Genomic DNA, 15006 nt, shown 5'->3' with positions numbered 1-15006 from the left:
CCGTGGGGTGGTGCGGCATGAAACCGGCCCCCACCCGACTCCGACCACTGTGCGTCCTCCTGGTCTGGCTGCCGCTCGGGCCGGCGCTGGCCCAGGAGCGCGAGAAGCCGCGCGAATTCCTCGACAGCCTGGCCGACAACGCCCTGGCGCCGGACCGCAACGCCATCTACCGCCGCGACGGCAAGCGCCGCGAGATCGACCTCGGCGACGGCATCGAGGCCTCGCTCGACGAGGCCAAGGCCTCGTTCCTGTCCAACCCGCGCGGCACGCCCGGCGGCGCGGGCGTGGTGTCGCGCGTGATCGGCATCAGCGCGCGCAAGCCGTCGTACGGGTACGACCTGAGCTACGGGCGCAGCGCGCTGGGCCGGCGCGCCGGCCTGAGCGGCGGCTGGCGCCTCGGCGAGCGCGTCGTGCTGTACGCCGACGTGCACGAGAACCGCAGCGAGATCGACGACCTGCCCGGCACGCCGTCCACCCGATTGCGCCGCCGCGACAGCGAGTTCGGCCTGCGCTGGCGCAGCGCCGACGGCAGCACCAGCACCTGGACGACCGACCTGGCGCTGCACCAGTCGCGCCTGGCGCCCGATCCCGCGTCGGCCCTGGTGCCCGAGGCCACCGGCGAGCAGCTGGTCTGGCGCGGCCGGCTCGAGCCCGCATCCTGGCCCGGCCTGAGCCTGATGGCGCAACTCAACCATGTGCTGGGCCGGGAGCCGGCACCGAGCACCGAACTGAGCGGCCACCGGATCGGCTTGGGCGCCGACTGGCGGCTGGCCGACGGCTGGGGGCCGCTGCCCGCCGGCAGCCTGCTGGCCTGGCGTGAATCGCCCCGCCTCGGCCTGCTGGGCGACGACGAAGCGCTCACCCTGCCCGCCGCGTACCGCCGCAGCATCGGGCTCGAACTGCCCGACGGCAGCGGCCGCGGCCATGTCTACACGCAGCTGCGCCATCGCAGCCTGGCCGACCGCGACGACGCGCTGGGCGTGCTCGGCTGGCAGCGCAACTGGGCGCCGTGGCCGCGCTGGGGCCTGGACACGCAGCTCGAGCAGGCCGTGCCGCTGGCCGGGCGCTACCCGATCCGCGCCACCCAGGCGGGCGGACGGCTCTCCACCAGCCGGTTTCCGCGCCTGAGCTTTTCGACCGCGCTCGACCTCGTCAACGCCAGCACCTCCGACAGCGCGTACCACGAGATCAAGCTGACCCAGCGTCTGGCCGACGACTGGCTGGGCGCCCTGCGCCTGAGCGTCAGCCGCAGCCAGCCGCACGGCAACTCGGCGGCCGGCAGCACCGACTACAAGGGCGCGCTGGCGCTGGGCTGGCGCGAGCCGCAGGCGCGTGCGCTGCACCTGCTCAGCCGCATGACCTGGTCGGGTCGCGAGGTCGACGCCGGCGTGCCGGCCTCGACCTCGGCCGACCGGCGTGCGCGCATCTGGCTCGGCCATGCCGGCTACCTGTTCGACGACCATCACACGCTGACCGTGCGGCTGTCGCACCGCACCGCACGCGACGAAACGCGGCTCGACGGCAACGGCCTGGTCCTGCCGCACCGCACGCAGTTCTGGCTGACACGCTGGATCTGGGAGCAGGACCGCGAGGGCGACCAGCGCTGGAGCCTGAGCGCCCACGTGGCCGGCCGCAGCGACAACCTCGACGGTGCGGCGCGCGCCTGGGGCGCCGAACTCGGCTACCGCGTCAGCAGCAAGGCCGCGCTGACGCTGGGCTACAACCCGCGCGGGTTTGCCGACAACGAGATCACGGTCGAGGAGCGCCCGCGCAAGGGTTTCACCTTGCGGCTGCGCTTCACGATCGAGGGCGCGCTGGCGCGCTGGCTCGACAACGGCCGCAGCGGCACGGCCACGCCCTGGTCGCTGCCCGACAACCCGCCGGCCGGCCTGGCACCCAGCCTCGACCGGGCACAGGAACAATCGGCGGCGGGTTTCTGAGCGCCCCCGAACCGGCCGGTGCCCGTCAGCCCCCCCGAGGGGGCAAGGAAACGTGGGGCAGCCCGGCGTTGCCTTGTGAAACACGCCGCCGCGGATCAGCCGAGGTAGCGCTGCTCGAGGTGGGCGCGGTAGTGCGCCGGATTGAGGCGCTCGCCGCTGGCGCGCAGCGCAAGCTCGGGGGTTTCCCAGCGCGAGGCCTGCTGCCAGATGTTTTGGCTCAGCCAGTCGAACACCGGCTTCAGATTGCCGGCCTCGATCTGCGCATCCAGATCCGGCGTGGCCCGGCGCATTGCCGCGAACCACTGCGCGGCGTACATCGCGCCCAGCGTGTAGCAGGGGAAGTAGCCGAACGCGCCGCTCGGCCAGTGCACGTCCTGCATCGGCCCGTCGGCGAAGTTGCCGCGTGTGTCCACGCCCAGGTAGTCGGCCATCTTGGCGTCCCACAGCGCCGGGATGTCCTCGACCTCCAGGCCGCCTTCGATCAGCGCGCGCTCGATCTCGAAACGCAGGATCACGTGCGCCGGGTAGGTCAGCTCGTCGGCGTCGACGCGGATGAAACCGGGCTTGACGCGCGTCATCAGGCGGCACAGGTTGTCGACCTCGAAGGCCGGCTGCGCGCCGAAATGGTCGACCAGCATCGGCACCAGCATGCGCACGAAACCGGGGTGCGCGCCCAGCTGCATCTCGAACGACAGGCTCTGGCTCTCGTGGATGCCGTAGGAGCGGGCGCGGGCGATCGGCTGGCCGAGCCAGCTGCGCGGCAGGTTCTGCTCGTAGCGGGCGTGACCGGTCTCGTGCACCGTGCCCATCAGGCTCTGGTGCAGGTCGTGGTCGAGGTAGCGGGTGGTCAGGCGCACGTCCTCGGGCACGCCGCCGGAGAACGGATGGGTGCTCTCGTCGAGCCGGCCGGCGTCGAAGTCGAAATCGAGCCGCTGCATCATCGCCAGGCTGATCGCCTTCTGCGCCGGGCGTGCGAAGGGGCCTTGCGGCAGCAGCACCGGCTCGTCGCGCTGGCGCTCCTGGACCTTGCGCACCAGGTCGGGCAGCCAGGTCTTGAGATCGCCGAACACGCGCTCGACCTCGGCGCTGGTCATGCCGGGTTCGTAGCGGTCCATCAGCGCGTCGTAGGGCGCGAGGCCGGTTTCCTGCGACAGGCATTGCGCCTCTTCGCGCGCCACGCGCAGCACCGGGCGGAAGTTCTCGACGAAGCCGGCCCAGTCGTTGGCCGGGCGCTGGCGCCGCCAGGCGTGTTCGCAGCGCGCGGTGGCGAGCGTGCGCTGCTCGACCAGGCGCGCCGGCAGGGCGTTGCTGGCGCGCCAGTCGCGCCGCATCTCGCGCAGGTTGGCGCGCTGCCAGTCGCTGAGCGGCTCGTCTTCGGCGCGCTGCAGCAGATCGCGCAGCCAGGCGTCAGTGCGCAGGCCGTGCAGCAGGGTGTCGAGCTCGGCCATCGCGGCGGCACGCGCCTCGTTGCCCTTGGGCGGCATGTTGGCGGCCTGGTCCCAGCCGACGATCGAGCCGAGGTGCTCGAAGCGGTAGATGCGGGCGTGGCGCTGTTCGAGCTCGGAGTAGGCGGGCGTGGCGCCGGCGGCGGGGCGGTTGGGGTCGGTCATCCTGCGTTCCTTCACGGATCGGCCTGTGGTTGTGTCGAGCCTCATCGTAGCGGCAGCCACGCGCCTGAACATCCCTCTGGCGGGTGCACCCGTCAGGGTGTCAGAGCGGCCACTGACCCGGAAACACCCACAGCAGCGCGGCCGTCATGGTGATGTAGCGCAGCAGCTTGCCGATCGCCATGTAGGCCACGCAGGGCCAGAACGGCAGCTGCAGCCAGCCGGCCACCGCGCACAGCGGGTCGCCCACCACCGGCAGCCAGGCCAGCAGGCAGGCCTTGGGGCCGAAGCGGCGCAGGATCGCCAGCGCGCGGTGTTCGGCGCTGTGGTGGGTGATCTTCTCGTAGGCCTTTTCGGCGCCGTAACCCATCCACCACGAGATCGCCCCGCCCAGCGTGTTGCCGGCGGTGGCCACCGCAATCGCCGGCCAGAACAGCCCGGGGTTGAGCTTGACCAGCCCGAACAGCACCGGCTCGGAGCCCATCGGCAGCAGCGTGGCCGACAGCGTGGCGACCATGAACAGCGTCGACAGGCCGTATTCGGGCAAGGCCAGCGCGGCCAGCAAAGAAGAGATCCAGGCGTCCATGGACAGCCATTCTGGCGGCTCCCCGGTAAGGAAATGTTGCGGACGCGGCCGTTATACTCTGCCTCCTTTTGCAGCAGACCCGCCTTTTCGCACCCCCCACCCACCATGCAGATCGGCCCCCACCTGCTGCCGAACCGGCTCTTCGTCGCCCCGATGGCCGGGGTCACCGATCGGCCGTTCCGCCAGCTCTGCAAGCGCCTGGGCGCGGGTTACGCGGTCAGCGAGATGGTGACCTCGCGCCCCGAACTGCGTGACAGCCTGAAGACCAGCCGCCGCCTCGACCACACCGGCGAGGTGGCGCCGATCGCGGTGCAGATCGCCGGCACCGAGCCCGAGATGATGGCCGAGGCGGCGCGCTACAACATCGAGCGCGGCGCCCAGATCATCGACATCAACATGGGCTGCCCGGCCAAGAAGGTGTGCAACGTCTGGGCCGGCTCGGCGCTGATGCAGAACGAGAGCCTGGCGCTGCGCATCATCGACGCGGTGGTCGCCGCCAGCGCGCCGCACGGCGTGCCGGTGACGCTGAAGATGCGCACCGGCTGGTGCCAGGAACAGAAGAACGCGCTGCAGATCGCGCGCGCCGCGCAGGACGCCGGCATCGCGATGGTGACCGTGCACGGCCGAACCCGCGAGCAGGGCTACAAGGGCGAGGCCGAGTACCGCACGATCGCCGCGGTGAAGGCCGCGCTGCAGATCCCGGTGGTCGCCAACGGCGACATCGACAGCCCCGAGAAGGCCGCCCGGGTGCTGCGCGCGACCGGCGCCGATGCGGTCATGATCGGCCGCGCCGCGCAGGGCCGGCCGTGGATCTTCCGCGAGATCGCCCACCACCTGGCCACCGGCCAGGCGATGGACGCGCCGCGCACGCTGCAGGTGCGCGACTGGCTGCTCGAACACCTGCAGGACCACTACAGCCTCTACGGTGAACGCTCGGGCGTGCGCACCGCGCGCAAGCACATCGGCTGGGCGGTGCACGCGCTGCCCGGCGGCGCACACTTCCGCGCCGAGATGAACCGCATCGAGACCACCGCCGACCAGTGGCGCGCCGTCGACGACTACCTGAGCGACCTGGCCGATGCCCACGAGCGCTGGCCACAAGCCGCCGCTGAACCCACAACGATTGAAGAAACACTCGCCGCATGAGCTCGCCCCCGATTGACGCCTCCATCCGCGACAACCTCGAGGTCTATTTCCAGGACCTCGAAGGCACCGAGCCGCATGCCCTCTACGACATGGTGCTCAAGGCGGTCGAACGCCCGCTGCTCGACGTCGTGATGCAGAAAGCCGACGGCAACCAGAGCCGCGCCGCCGAATGGCTGGGCATCAACCGCAACACCTTGCGTCGCAAGCTGCTCGAGCACAAGCTGATCGACTGAGCGCACACGCAGCCCCATCGCACCGGGCCTGCGGGCCTTTTTTGTTTTCTGACTTCTGCATCGGATCGCCCATGCCCACCGCCCTGATTTCCGTCTCCGACAAGACCGGCATCGTCGAGCTTGCCCAGGCGCTGCACGCCACCGGCGTCAAGCTGCTGTCCACCGGCGGCACCGCCAAACTGCTGGCCGACGCCGGCCTGCCGGTCACCGAGGTGGCCGAACACACCGGTTTCCCGGAGATGCTCGACGGCCGCGTCAAGACGCTGCACCCGAAGATCCACGGCGGCCTGCTGGCGCGGCGCGACCTGCCCGAGCACATGGCGGCGCTGGCGGCGCACGGCATCGAGACCATCGACCTGCTGATCGTCAACCTCTACCCCTTCGAGGCCACCGTGGCCAAGGCCGGCTGCACGCTCGACGACGCGATCGAGAACATCGACATCGGCGGCCCGGCGATGGTGCGCAGCGCCGCCAAGAACTGGAAGGACGTGGCCGTGCTCACCGACGCCAGCCAGTACGCGGGCGTGATCGCCGAGCTGCAGCAGGCCGGTACGGTGAGCCGCGCGACGCGTTTCGCGCTGTCGGTGGCGGCCTTCAACCGCATCAGCAACTACGACGCCGCGATCTCCGACTACCTGTCGTCGATCACCGACGGTGGTGCCGGTGACGGCGATGCGGCCCCGGCGCGCATCGAGTTCCCGGGCCAGAGCAACGGCCGCTTCGTCAAGCTGCAAGACCTGCGTTACGGCGAGAACCCGCATCAGGCCGCCGCCTTCTACCGCGACCTCTACCCCGCGCCCGGCTCGCTGGTCAGCGCCGTGCAGCTGCAGGGCAAGGAGCTGTCGTACAACAACATCGCCGACGCCGACGCGGCGTGGGAGTGCGTGAAGAGCTTCGACACCCCCGCCTGCGTGATCGTCAAGCACGCCAACCCTTGCGGCGTGGCGCTCGGTGCGGACGCCGGCGCGGCCTACGCCAAGGCGTTCAAGACCGATCCGACCTCGGCCTTCGGCGGCATCATCGCCTTCAACACGGTGGTCGACAAAACCGCCGCCGAGCAGGTCGCCAAGCAGTTCGTCGAGGTGCTGATCGCGCCGGCCTACACCGACGAGGCGCGCGCCATCTTCGCCGCCAAGGCCAACACCCGCGTGCTGCTGATCGATCTGAGCCAGGTCCAGCGTGACGGCGCCAGCGCCTGGGCGCGCGGCCAGAACGCGCACGACATCAAGCGCATCGGCTCGGGCCTGCTGATCCAGAGCGCCGACAACCACGTGCTCAAGCGCGAAGACCTGAAGATCGTCACGAAGCTGGCGCCGACCGCGCAGCAGATCGACGACCTGATGTTCGCCTGGAGCGTGGCCAAGTTCGTCAAGAGCAATGCGATCGTGTTCTGCAGCGGCGGCATGACGGTGGGCGTGGGCGCGGGCCAGATGAGCCGGCTCGACTCGGCGCGCATCGCCAGCATCAAGGCTGGCCACGCCGGTCTGACCCTGGCCGGCAGCGCGGTGGCGAGCGACGCGTTCTTCCCGTTCCGCGACGGCCTCGACGTGGTGGCCGATGCCGGCGCCACCTGCGTGATCCAGCCGGGCGGCTCGATGCGCGACCAGGAGGTGATCGACGCGGCCAACGAGCGTGGCATCGCGATGGTGTACACCGGCGTGCGGCATTTCCGGCATTGAACGTGTCTCAGCCAGCACACCCACGGGCCGCCGCGCCGGGTGAAGTGCCGTACCCGGCGCTTCGGGTGCCGACATGACCCGCATCCTCGGCATCGACCCCGGCCTGGCGACCACCGGCTTCGGCGTGATCGACGTCGAGGGCCAGGCGCTGCGTTACGTCGCCAGCGGCACGGTGCACACCCGCGAGGCCGACATCGGCGATCTGCCGGGGCGCATCAAGCTGATCTTCGAGGGCGTGCGCGAGGTGATGGCGACCTACCAGCCGACGTGTGCGTCGATCGAGATCGTGTTCGTCAACGTCAACCCGCAGAGCACGCTGCTGCTCGGCCAGGCGCGCGGGGCGGCGCTGGCGGCGCTGGTGACGGGCGGGCTGGCAGTGACCGAATACACCGCGCTGCAGATGAAGAAGGCCGTGGTCGGCAGCGGCCACGCGCGCAAGGAGCAGGTGCAGGAGATGGTGATGCGGCTGCTGCAGCTGCCCGGTCGGCCGAACCAGGACGCCTCCGATGCGCTCGGCCTGGCGATCACGCATGCCCATGCCGGCGGCTCGTTCGCGGCCATCGAGCAGGCCACCACGCTGCAGCGCCGGCAGCACGCCCACTACCGGGGCGGCCGGATCTTTTGATCGGTTCGATGTCGGCCTCGGGGCGGGCGGTGCAGAATCGATTCATCTCCCGCATGCCGGCACGGACATGCCCCGACCCGCGGAGGAGATCCGCAGCGATGCAGTACCCGCGATGAGCCACCCACCCGATGATCCCCCCGCGTCCGGCCGCACCGGATCGCCCACCCCGCGCACGGATCGATCGGCGCTGCTGCCGGCCCTGACCCGGCTGTTCGACGACGGCCCGTGCGCCGCACTGGTCTGCGGCGCCGACGGCCGCATCACCGAGGTCAGCGACAGCTGCGGCCGCTGGCTCGGACTGGCCGCGGCCGATCTGCTGGGCCGCAGGCCCGAGCAGGTGCTGGCGGGGCCGGGGGCCACGATCCCGGGCTGGGAGCGGCTGCAGGATCAGGCCCGGCGCCACGGCCGGGCCGGCACCGAGGCGCTGGTCCACGGCCACGGCGGTCGGCCGCTCTGGTGCACGCTGGTGCTCGATGCCCTGCCCGCCGCGCAGGGCGAGCCCGACACCTGGCTGCTGACGCTGGCCGACATCACGCAGCAGCGCATCCTCACCGAACTGCAGGGGCCGGTGCTCGGCGCGCTGGTGCGCGATCGGCCGCTGGCCGAGGTGATGGCGCTGGTCTGCACGCAGGTCCAGATCCTGGCGCCCGATGTGGTGGCCACGGTGCTGGGCGTCGATGACGACGGCCTGATCCGGCCGCTGGCCGGCCCGAGCATCCCCGCCGAGGTGTCGTGCCAGTTCGACGGTGCGCCGATCGGCCCCAAGGCGGGCTCCTGCGGCACCGCCGCCTGGCGCGGCAGCCCGGTGGTGGTGACCGACATCGACACCGATCCGCTCTGGGACGACTACCGGCACGTGGTGCAGCCGCTCGGCCTGCGCGCCTGCTGGTCGAGCCCGATCAAGAACGGCGAGGGCCGGGTGCTGGCCACGTTCGCGTTCTACTTCCGCGAACCGCGTGCACCGCACGGCCTGCACGAGCAGCTGGTCGAGATGAGCGTGCACCTGTGCACCCTGGCGCTCGAGCGCGAGCGCAGCCACGCCCACATCCACCAGCTGGCCTATTACGACGGCCTGACCGGCCTGCCCAACCGTGCGCTGCTGCAGGCCAACCTGGCACGGGCGATCACGCAGGCGCAACAGGACGGCACGACGCTGGCCCTGCTGTTCATCGACCTCGACCGCTTCAAGGACGTCAACGACAGCCACGGCCATGCGGTGGGCGACGAACTGCTGCGCGAGGTGGCCCAGCGGCTGGCCGGCGAGGTGCGCGATCGCAGCCTGGTCTGCCGCCTGGCGGGTGACGAGTTCGTCGTGGTGCTGCCGCATTGCGGCGTCGAGCAGGCCCGCCACACGGCCGAGCGGGTGCAGCAGGCGCTGGCCCGCCCGATCACCGTCGGCGACCTCGACCTGACGACCGGCGCCTGCCTGGGCGTGGCCATGTACCCCGACGACGGCAGCGACCTCGACCGGCTGCTGCGCCACGCCGATGCCGCGATGTACCAGGCCAAGAAGGACGGCCGCGGCGGCCTGCACTTCTACCGCGCCGAGATGAACCGCGCCGCAGAGGACCGGCTGCGCCTGGCCGCCGATCTGCGTGCCGCCCTGCATCGCGGCGGGCTGCAGCTGCACTTCCAGCCGCAGGTGTGCCCGCCCGGCAAGACCCCCCGATCGCCGGCCGCGGGCCCGGCGTCGATGTCGCTGTTCGGGGTCGAGGCGCTGCTGCGCTGGCGTCACCCGGTGCTGGGTGACGTGTCACCCGAGCGTTTCATCCCGGTCGCCGAAGAGGCGGGCCTGATGGACGAGCTGTCGAACTGGGTGCTCGAAGCCGCCTGCGCCCAGCTGGCCGGCTGGCGCGCCGACGGCATCGACGTGCCGCGTGTGGCCGTCAACCTGTCGCCGCGCAACTTCCAGGATCCCGGCCTGCCGGCGCGGGTGCGTCAGCTGCTGGATCGGCACGGCCTGCGCGGCGATCAGCTGACGCTCGAACTGACCGAATCGGCCTGGATCGACCGCCGCGCCGACTCGCTCGACAAGCTGCGGGCGCTGCAGGCGCTGGGCGTCGGGCTGGCGATGGACGATTTCGGCAACGGCCAGTCCAGCCTGAGCCACCTGCATCGGCTGCCGCTGCGCCAGCTCAAGCTCGATCGCAGTTTCGTGCACGACATCGAACACCTCGCGGTGGCGCAGACCCTGGCCGCGGCGATGCTGCACATCGGCGAGAGCCTCGGCCTGATCGTGGTGGCCGAAGGCATCGAGACCGCGGCGCAGGCCGCCTTCCTGATCGAGCACGGCTGCCCGGTGCTGCAGGGCGATCGGTATGCGCAATCGATGGCGGCCGAGCAGATCGGCCCCTGGCTGGCCGGGCTGGCATCGATGGCGGCGGCGGATGTCGGCGCCTCGCGCAGCGATCACGGCACCTGACGGGCCGGCCGTCGAACGCCGGAGCCGGGCCCGGATGGGCGCGTCAGATGCGCTCGAGCAGCAGCACGCCGATGAAGGCCAGGCCGGCGATCACGCTCCAGCGGATGATCGCCACGCTGCGCCGCCGCCAGACCACCTGACCGGTGCCCAGGTACATGCCCATGCACAGCAGCGCGGCCACCAGCAGCAGCAGGACGAGGGCGCGGAAGATCAGCATGCGCGCGACACCCGGCGGGCCCTCACCAGGCCGGCGCCAGTTCGGCCATGCCCTGCGGCGCGAGCTTCTCGTCCTCGAAGGTGACGATTTCCCAGGCGGTCGGGTCGGCCAGCAGGGCGCGCAGCAGCCGGTTGTTCATCGCGTGGCCGCTCTTGAAGGCGGTGTAGCTGGCCAGCAGCGGCATGCCGCAGAGGTAGAGATCGCCGATCGCGTCGAGGATCTTGTGCTTGACGAACTCGTCGTCGTAGCGCAGCCCCTCGGCGTTGAGCACGCGGTAGTCGTCGACCACGATGGCGTTGTCCATCGAGCCACCGAGCGTCAACCCGCGTGAGCGCATCAGCTCCAGGTCCTTGGTGAAACCGAAGGTGCGTGCGCGCGCGATGTCGCGCTTGTACTGGCCCGAGCCCATGTCAAAGACCACACGCTGGCCGGTCTGGTCGACCGCGGGGTGGGCGAAGTCGATCTCGAAGGTGAGCTTGTAGCCGTGATGCGGTTCGAGCCGCGACCAGACCAGCCGGTCGCCCTCGCCCTGCCGCACCTCGACCGGCTTGAGCACGCGCAGGAAGCGCTTGGGCGCGTTCTGCAGCTCGATGCCCGCGCTCTGCAGCAGGAACACGAAGGACGCCGCCGAGCCGTCGAGGATCGGCACTTCCTCGGCGGTGATGTCGATGTAGAGGTTGTCCAGGCCCAGGCCGCAGCAGGCCGACATCAGGTGCTCGACCGTGTTGACCTTGGGTGCGCCGGGGTCTCCGCCGGGCGAGAGCGTGGTCGCCATGCGCGCATCGCAGACCGCCTCGGCGCGCACGGGGATGTCCACCGGCTGCGGCAGGTCGATGCGGCGGAACACGATGCCGGTGTCGGGCGGTGCGGGGCGCAGCGTCAGTTCGACCTTCTTGCCACTGTGCAGACCGACGCCGACGGCGCGGGTCAGCGACTTGAGGGTGCGTTGCTTGAGCATGCGTCGATTTTAGGCGGGCCGATGTTGCTGGACGGTGTGGCCGGACGGGCCGATGACAATCGCTGCCATTGCAAAAACCCCGGCGCCAGGGCGGGCGCCGGGGAAGCAAGGAACCGTGACCGCTGATGCGGCGATCAGTCGGCCTGTTTGCGCAGGAACGCCGGGATCTCGATCTCTTCCATGCCGTTGTTGACCAGCGCGTCGACCTTGGCCGCGGCCTGCGTGCGGTTGGTGCGCCACACGCTCGGCACCGTGTAGTCCTGGCCCAGTCCGACCGGCGAGGCCACCGCATGGGCGGGCGCGCTGACCGGCTGCGTCAGCACCGGGATGTTGTCGGTGCCGGTGCGCTGCTGCACCATCGGCGGCTGCACCATCTGGATCTGCGCGGCCGCGCGGCGCGCCGGCGCCAGGCCGGTGGCGATGACGGTCACGCGCAGGGCGTCGCCCAGGCTCTCGTCGTAGGCGGTGCCGAAGATCACGTGCGCGTCGTCGGCCGCGTAACGGCGGATCGTCGTCATCGCGTTGCGGCTCTCGGCCAGCTTGAAGGTCTGCTTGTTGGCCGCGATCAGCACCAGCACGCCACGCGCGCCGGACAGGTCGATGCCTTCGAGCAGCGGGCAGGCCACGGCCGCTTCAGCGGCCTTGGTGGCGCGGTCCGGGCCGCTGGCGGTGGCCGTGCCCATCATCGCCTTGCCGGGCTCGCTCATCACGGTCTTGACGTCTTCGAAGTCGACGTTGACCAGGCCCGGGATGTGGATGATGTCGCTGATGCCGCCGACGGCGTTCTTGAGCACGTCGTTGGCTTCGGCGAAAGCCTCTTCCTGCGTGACGTCGTCGCCCAGCACGTCGAGCAGCTTCTCGTTGAGCACCACGATCAGGCTGTCGACGTTGGCTTCGAGCTCGGCCAGGCCGGCGTCGGCCTGCTTCATGCGGCGGTTGCCTTCAAATTCGAACGGCTTGGTCACCACGCCCACCGTCAGGATGCCCATTTCCTTGGCGATGCGCGCGATCACCGGTGCCGCGCCCGTGCCGGTGCCGCCGCCCATGCCGGCGGTGATGAACACCATGTGCGCGCCCTGCAGCGATTGCTTGATGCGGTCCTGTGCCTCCTCGGCGGCTGCCTTGCCGGCGTCGGGTCGCGAGCCCGCACCCAGGCCGGTGTGGCCCAGTTGCAGCAGCGAATGCGCCTGCGAGCGGTTCAGCGCCTGGGCGTCGGTGTTGGCGCAGATGAACTCCACGCCCTGCACGCCCTGGCCAATCATGTGGTCGACGGCATTGCCACCCCCACCCCCCACGCCGATCACCTTGATCTGCGTGCCCATGTCGAACTCTTCGATCATTTCGATACCCATGCCACTCTCCTTGCTAGATAGGCGACTGCCAATTTCATCGTGATGTGCCGGCGGCCTGCGAGCACCGTCCGACACCGTGGCCTCTTGAGGTGCGCTGCAGGTTCAGCATCACCGGGCCTCTTGCTTGATAAACACATGCCATCCGGATCCTCGTCAAAAGCTCTTGAGGAACCAATCCTTGGCGCGACCGATCAGGCCCACGCCTGAGCCCGACTGCGCCGCCTTCATGCCGCGGTTGCGCGCCACCCGCGCCTCCTCGAGCAAACCCATTGCGGTGGCCGAACGCGGGTTGGCCACCATGTCGTAGAGCGCGCCGCCGTACAGCGGCAGACCCTTGCGCACCGGCTTGAGAAAGATGTCTTCGGCCAGCTCGACCATGCCCGGCATCACCGCGCTGCCGCCGGTCAGCACGATGCCGCTCGACAGCAGCTCCTCGTAGCCGCTCTCGCGGATCACCTGGTGCACCAGCGAGAAGATCTCCTCGACCCGCGGTTCGATCACGCCGGCCAGGGCCTGGCGGCTCAGCAGGCGCGGTGCGCGGTCGCCCAGGCCCGGAACCTCGAGCTGCTCGGACGGGTCGGCCAGCAGCTGCTTGGCCACGCCGTACTCGACCTTGATCTCCTCGGCGTCCTTGGTGGGCGTGCGCAAGGCCATCGCGATGTCGCTGGTGATCAGGTCACCGGCGATCGGGATCACCGCGGTGTGGCGGATCGAGCCGTCGGTGAAGATTGCCACGTCGGTGGTCCCCGCTCCGATGTCGACCAGCGCCACGCCCAGGTCGCGCTCGTCGGCGGTCAGCACCGCCAGGCTCGAGGCGCTCGGGTTGAGCACCAGCGCGTCGACCTCAAGCCCGCAGCGCCGCACGCATTTGATGATGTTCTCGGCCGCGCTCTGCGAGCCAGTGACGATGTGCACCTTGACCTCGAGCCGCCCGCCGCTCATGCCCACCGGCTCCTTGACCTCGTGGCCGTCGATCACGAACTCCTGCGGCTCGACCAGCAGCAGCCGCTGGTCGTTGGGGATGTTGATCGCCTTGGCGGTCTCGACCACGCGGGCGACGTCCAGCGGCGTGACCTCCTTGTCGCGCACGATCACCATGCCGGTCGAGTTCTGGCCGCGCACATGGCTGCCGGTGATGCCGGTGTAGACGCGGCCGATCTTGCAGTCGGCCATCATCTCCGCCTCTTTCAAGGCCTGCTGGATGCTCTGCACGGTGGCGTCGATGTTGACCACCACGCCGCGCTTCAAGCCATGCGAAGTGGCCACGCCGAGGCCTGCCAGGCGCAATTCGCCGTCGGCCTGCACCTCGGCCACCACCGCCATCACCTTGGCGGTGCCGATGTCCAGCCCGACGATCAGATCCTTGTATTCCTTGGCCATTTTTTTCCTTGGGGCCCGTGCGGCGTGGCAGCGGTCTCAACGTCCTTTGCGCAGCTGTGTGGGTTCGATCGTGCCCATGCCGACCAGGCGCAGCGCATAGCTGTCGCTGTGGCGCAGGTCGGCATATTCGATCAAGCGGTTTTCATACCGGGCGCTGATCTCGGTGACGCTGTGGGTGAAGCGGCGGGTGCGCTGCAGCACCTCCTCGGGCTCGCCGCGGCCGAGTTCGATCACGGCCTGCGCCTTGTCCAGCCGGGCCTGCCAGGAGCCGCCGTCCGACAGCGCGAGGCGCAGCATGCGGGCGCCGAGCAGCTCGAATTCGGGGGCCAGGCGCTGCCACATCGCCCACACCTGCGCGGCACTGCCGTTCGGGCCGCGCAGCACCGGCAGCGCCTCGTCCTCGACATCACCGAGATTGACCTCGAACACCTCGCCGTGGCTGTTGACCAGCAGGGGATCGGCATCGGCGCGCTCCCAGTAGGCCACCGGCCGGTGCTCTTCGAGCGTGACCAGCAGCTGATGCGGCCAGACCCGGCGCACCTGCGCGTGCCGCACCCAGGGCACGGTCTCGAAGGCCTGGCGCGCCTCGCGCAGGTTCAGGCTGAAGTAGCTGCCCGCCAGCTGCGGCACGGCGTGGCTGCGGATGGTGGCCGCGCTGCTGTGCGTCACGTCGCCCTCGATGCGGATCTGCCGAAGGCTGAAGACCGGCGAGCGCGCTACCCAGGCCAGCGCGCTGGCCAGCACCGCGAGCAGGGCCAGCACCAGCAGCAGCTGTGCACCGGCGTGCATCAGGCGCACGTCGAACGGCAGGCTGGAGGGGGTCTGGAGTGCGCGGGCCATGGTGGAGGGGCGTGAGTATCC

The 15006-nt window shown here is 70.4% G+C and carries 13 protein-coding genes; 6 read left to right on the top strand and 7 right to left on the bottom strand.

Annotated elements, in window-relative coordinates; genetic code table 11:
* The first annotated feature begins 17 nt into the window (after positions 1 to 17).
* Positions 18 to 1940 carry a hypothetical protein gene (locus tag LCHO_RS02700; protein WP_012345574.1) on the top strand — a complete coding sequence of 641 codons (1923 nt, stop codon included), beginning with the start codon at positions 18 to 20 and terminating at the stop codon, positions 1938 to 1940.
* A gap of 95 nt (positions 1941 to 2035) precedes the next feature.
* Here LCHO_RS02700 and LCHO_RS02695 read toward each other — a convergent pair whose 3' ends face one another.
* Positions 2036 to 3550, bottom strand: coding sequence for a carboxypeptidase M32 (locus tag LCHO_RS02695; RefSeq protein ID WP_012345573.1), 1515 nt, complete (start codon positions 3548 to 3550; stop codon positions 2036 to 2038).
* A gap of 100 nt (positions 3551 to 3650) precedes the next feature.
* The gene (locus LCHO_RS02690) at positions 3651 to 4133 is read right to left on the bottom strand and encodes a YqaA family protein (RefSeq protein ID WP_012345572.1); all 483 of its coding nucleotides are present in this window, start codon (positions 4131 to 4133) and stop codon (positions 3651 to 3653) included.
* Positions 4134 to 4238: 105 nt separating this feature from the next.
* Between LCHO_RS02690 and dusB the strand changes: the two genes are divergently transcribed.
* The 5 genes from dusB (at position 4239) to LCHO_RS02665 (ending at position 10238) form a co-directional block, all read left to right on the top strand.
* Positions 4239 to 5279 (top strand): tRNA dihydrouridine synthase DusB, encoded by a 1041-nt coding sequence (gene dusB / locus LCHO_RS02685; protein WP_012345571.1) that lies wholly within the window; start codon positions 4239 to 4241, stop codon positions 5277 to 5279.
* Entirely contained in the window at positions 5276 to 5512 is a 237-nt protein-coding gene (locus LCHO_RS02680) for a Fis family transcriptional regulator (RefSeq protein WP_012345570.1), read from the top strand. Before dusB ends, LCHO_RS02680 begins: the two co-directional genes overlap by 4 nt.
* Before the next feature lie 71 nt (positions 5513 to 5583).
* Positions 5584 to 7191 carry a bifunctional phosphoribosylaminoimidazolecarboxamide formyltransferase/IMP cyclohydrolase gene (gene purH, locus LCHO_RS02675; RefSeq protein WP_012345569.1) on the top strand — a complete coding sequence of 536 codons (1608 nt, stop codon included), beginning with the start codon at positions 5584 to 5586 and terminating at the stop codon, positions 7189 to 7191.
* 73 nt (positions 7192 to 7264) lie between these two features.
* The gene (ruvC, locus tag LCHO_RS02670; RefSeq protein ID WP_012345568.1) at positions 7265 to 7816 is read left to right on the top strand and encodes a crossover junction endodeoxyribonuclease RuvC; all 552 of its coding nucleotides are present in this window, start codon (positions 7265 to 7267) and stop codon (positions 7814 to 7816) included.
* 67 nt (positions 7817 to 7883) lie between these two features.
* Positions 7884 to 10238 (top strand): sensor domain-containing protein, encoded by a 2355-nt coding sequence (locus LCHO_RS02665; RefSeq protein WP_012345567.1) that lies wholly within the window; start codon positions 7884 to 7886, stop codon positions 10236 to 10238.
* A 43-nt stretch (positions 10239 to 10281) separates the two neighbouring features.
* On the opposite strand, the gene LCHO_RS23605 is transcribed toward LCHO_RS02665, so the two are convergent.
* The 5 genes from LCHO_RS23605 to LCHO_RS02645 all read right to left on the bottom strand — a co-directional run bounded on the left by LCHO_RS23605 (position 10282) and on the right by LCHO_RS02645 (position 14985).
* Positions 10282 to 10455: a hypothetical protein gene (locus LCHO_RS23605; RefSeq protein ID WP_012345566.1), complete on the bottom strand. Its 174-nt coding sequence runs from the start codon at positions 10453 to 10455 to the stop codon at positions 10282 to 10284.
* Between the two features lie 22 nt (positions 10456 to 10477).
* Positions 10478 to 11413, bottom strand: coding sequence for a UDP-3-O-acyl-N-acetylglucosamine deacetylase (gene lpxC, locus LCHO_RS02660; protein ID WP_012345565.1), 936 nt, complete (start codon positions 11411 to 11413; stop codon positions 10478 to 10480).
* Between the two features lie 134 nt (positions 11414 to 11547).
* Positions 11548 to 12765, bottom strand: a complete 1218-nt coding sequence (gene ftsZ, locus LCHO_RS02655) for a cell division protein FtsZ (RefSeq protein ID WP_012345564.1) — start codon at positions 12763 to 12765, stop codon at positions 11548 to 11550.
* A 153-nt stretch (positions 12766 to 12918) separates the two neighbouring features.
* Positions 12919 to 14145, bottom strand: a complete 1227-nt coding sequence (gene ftsA, locus LCHO_RS02650) for a cell division protein FtsA (protein WP_012345563.1) — start codon at positions 14143 to 14145, stop codon at positions 12919 to 12921.
* 36 nt (positions 14146 to 14181) lie between these two features.
* Positions 14182 to 14985, bottom strand: coding sequence for a cell division protein FtsQ/DivIB (locus tag LCHO_RS02645; protein ID WP_012345562.1), 804 nt, complete (start codon positions 14983 to 14985; stop codon positions 14182 to 14184).
* Between the last annotated feature and the right edge of the window lie 21 nt (positions 14986 to 15006).

This window comes from Leptothrix cholodnii SP-6, assembly GCF_000019785.1.
Lineage (GTDB): Bacteria > Pseudomonadota > Gammaproteobacteria > Burkholderiales > Burkholderiaceae_C > Sphaerotilus > Sphaerotilus cholodnii.
The sequence above is the reverse complement of the archived record's forward strand: the minus strand, read 5'-3'. Positions and strand labels throughout refer to the sequence as shown.